A 3490-nucleotide genomic window follows, 5' to 3' on the forward strand; every position below is an offset into this window, starting at 1 on the left:
ATTCAATCAAAGAACTTCAGCTTTCTGCTTTTTATTGCTAGAGCTATAGCAATTTTAGGTTATATATTTTTAGCCTTTTCAATTGTATTCGTTGCCTGGCAGTTCTTTCGTTCCAACTCATTAATGGCCATGTCTATGTTAGGGCTCGTTTTTGCAGCAATTGGCGTAATCATCACTGCGGGTATTTTAGCTGCTTTAATATCAATTGAAGAAAATACCAGAGTTAAGGCTAAACACACCATAAATAATAATGAAACATAACAAGCCAAGTCATCGGAAAAACACTCACTGGCTGCGCCAAAGCATTCGCGCTTTCGGCTGCTTGGGGCGTTATGTTTTTAAGGACAAACAATGAAATATAGGATAGTTTTAGCTTTACTTGGTTTAACTTTAACGGGCTGTGTAGCTCCTCTAAAACCAACGTTTGATTACAAGTCCTCCAATACTAAATCAGATGAAGCAAAAAGGATTTATGACATTGCAGAGAAATGTTGGTCTAAAGATTTATCACTGTTCCGAGACAGAGTTATTGTTGAAAATAAAGATTCTTCACTGTTCCAAGACAAAGTTATTGTTGAAAACAAAGTTGAAAATGGAGTCACCGTAATCACTGCAAGGACAGCCGCTTCAGACATTGGATATCAAGAACCTTTTATCCGTATTCTTGTAAGCGAAACAGGAAATGGCACCTCTGTTAATGTGGAAGAAGGTGATTATGCTATGGGGGCATATGAAAATTTCATCCAAGATGTTAAACGCTGGAGCAGCGGTGTTCTTACATGCAGCAAAACATAACAAAACAATAAACAACGTTCGCTTCGCTCACTGGGAAAAAGCCTCGCTAATCGCTCCGCTTTTCCCGTTATTGTAGGCGTTATGCATCTACTGAATCAAATAGCGCATTCAATACTGATCGATACACCATCAAAGAGGATAGAGTTTATGTCGAAAACAAGAGTTAGTCTGGTTTTACTCATTTCAATTTTCAGCAGTGCAATTATCGCACAGGTTAAATCGGCGGAACAATTGGAGTCGATAACGGTAAACGGGGTGGAGCGACAATGGCGAATATTTATTCCATCTTCGTACAAGAAAGGTAAACCGACACCACTCGTACTCGACTTTCATGGGAGTGGTGCGGCCCCAGATAGACAAGCCAAGCTCTCTGAATTTGAACAGCTCGCTGAGCTGGAAGAGTTCTTTGTTATAAGTCCAGCAGCGAAATACTACCGTAAGAAAGGCGGATATGTAACTTGGAATGTCGACCTTCATGAAAAGGGTGTTGACGATGTTCTATTTATCAGAGAACTACTCGCCAGTATTAGCCAACATTACACGATAGATCCAACTAGAATATATTCGACTGGTTTTTCTGGAGGTGCTCGGATGAGCAGTCGATTGGCGTGTGATCTTTCCAATATTATTGCAGCGATTGGTCCCGTTGCAGGCGTTCGGTATCCAGAAGACTGTAATCCGAGTCGACCCGTACCTGTGATCACCTTTCATAGTAAGGCAGACAACATAAACCACTACAAACACCAAGCTGACTCCAGCGCATACTGGCGAATGGGTGTAGAAGAAGCACTCTCTGGTTGGATAAGTACAAATCAATGCACTGGTTCGCCAGCACTAGAAACAGTGAGTGATTCTGTTATTCGCGTTTCTCACCGGAACTGCCAAAGTGAGGGTGATGTAGTGTTTTATCGTTCAGACGACGCTGGGCACACATGGCCAGGTTCGCCACTCGCTGACGAACTTGAAAAGTTTGGCTTAGGCAAGACAAATATGGAAATCCCAGCAACGAAGTTGATCTGGGAGTTTTTCAAGATGCACCCATTACAGTAGTCGATAAAATACATAACAAGCAAATTAATCAGGACAAATAACAGTTGGTTTTTTGCTCCTGCGTCGCTTATTTAACCAACTGATATTTGCCCATTATTTGGGCGTTGTACGTACAAGGATAGTTATGATTAAACTTTTTCTAATCTTTTCCACATTATTTTTAGTTCATCCTGTAAATGCCAAGAATATTTCTGATTTTTCAGAAATTACAATGCAACTGGACAATGAGGTTCCGAAGATTTTAGAAAAGCACAATGCGCCTGGTGTTGCGCTAGCAGTTGTTAATGGCAATGAGATTGTCGCTTTTCGCTCCTATGGCTATGCAAATATAGAGAGCAAAACAGCAATTACCGAAACAACCATGTTCAACGTGGGCTCTATCTCAAAACTTGTTACTGCTTGGGGAGTCATGCAACTAGTTGGCCAAGGCAAAGTAGACCTAGATAGCTCAATTAATGAATATCTCAAGCGCTGGAAAATACCCGAATCTGAGTTTGATGTTAATAAAGTAACCTCAAGAAATGTTTTATCTCATACTTCTGGTTTGTCGCTTGGCACCTATGTAGGGTGGGACTCTCGCGAAAAATTGTCATCTATTGTTGATTCACTCAATGGTAATAATAATGGTGCAGGTTCCATTGAGCTTATCCATGTGCCTGATACAAAGTGGTCCTATTCTGGTGGCGGTTACTCAGTCCTGCAACTTTTAATTGAAGATGTATCAGGAATGACGTTTGAAGATTATATACAGAAAAAAGTGTTCGAACCTCTGGGGATGAAGAGTTCTACTTTTAACGTTACTGATAAAGTCATGACTAGGTCCGCAACACCTTATGACGAAGCAGGCAAAGTAACTACTATGGTGTACTTCGATGAAAAAGCAGCAGCAGGTTTACAAACATCCGCTATAGATTTAGCACGTTTTAATATGGCGATATTACGCAATAAAAATGGAGAATATAACGGTTCAACGTTGTTGTCCGAAAAATTCGTTGATCTCATGATTAAGCCTGCCCTCAATACTAGCGGGCGCTGGAGTATGAGTTATATTGTTGACGCAGAAAATAATAGTTTGGGCTTTGCCGGTTTCAACCGTGGATGGATCGCATTAACGCGCTCTGTAACAGACCAAAATATTGGTTATGTCATCTTGACTAACAGCAGTATTGGGCCTGTGAGCAATGAAATTGATAGTCTTATTCTTTCTACCGTTAATTCCATACGCGATTAATGTACGTACAACAAAGCATTGCAGCGGACTAGCCGCTGAATGCGGCGTTGAGGCTGAAGAATTTCTCCCCAAAGAACATTTTCATGTTCTTATTAAATACTTATAAATTGTCTGCTTTTTAACCTTGAGCCTCTGGTTTAGGTGTAATCTAATAAATATTATTCACCCACGGTAAATTGTCATGGCCAACTACAAGCCTGATTTATCCTGCCAAAACAAGTTCATCCCCGTCAACTTTTCAGAACAAATTCTGCCCGGTACGTTTGAATATGCGCTGTGCTATATCGTCGAAAACAAGCTCGATTTATCGGGGTTTGATGCCTGGTATAACAATGACAAAACAGGCGCTGCGGCCTATCCACCGTCCGTGATGTTGAAGATTATATTACTCATGTCACTTATACCAAACGGACG

The 3490-nt window shown here is 40.8% G+C and carries 4 protein-coding genes and 1 pseudogene; all 5 read left to right on the forward strand.

Annotated features, from left to right (window positions below):
* On the forward strand, window positions 1-261 hold a 261-nt coding region (locus QZ562_RS20545; protein WP_293764489.1), incomplete at its 5' end, for a hypothetical protein.
* Window positions 262-351: 90 nt separating this feature from the next.
* Window positions 352-795, forward strand: a complete 444-nt coding sequence (locus QZ562_RS20550; protein ID WP_293764491.1) for a hypothetical protein — start codon at window positions 352-354, stop codon at window positions 793-795.
* Between the two features lie 147 nt (window positions 796-942).
* A complete protein-coding gene (locus QZ562_RS20555) occupies window positions 943-1845 on the forward strand; it encodes a PHB depolymerase family esterase (RefSeq protein WP_293764494.1) in 903 nt (300 codons plus the stop codon).
* 124 nt (window positions 1846-1969) lie between these two features.
* A complete protein-coding gene (locus QZ562_RS20560) occupies window positions 1970-3076 on the forward strand; it encodes a serine hydrolase domain-containing protein (RefSeq protein WP_293764496.1) in 1107 nt (368 codons plus the stop codon).
* Between the two features lie 181 nt (window positions 3077-3257).
* A pseudogene (locus tag QZ562_RS20565) lies at window positions 3258-3490 on the forward strand (hypothetical protein); the annotation flags it as partial.

Source organism: uncultured Paraglaciecola sp., from assembly GCF_913058035.1.
In the GTDB taxonomy this organism is placed as follows: domain Bacteria; phylum Pseudomonadota; class Gammaproteobacteria; order Enterobacterales; family Alteromonadaceae; genus Paraglaciecola.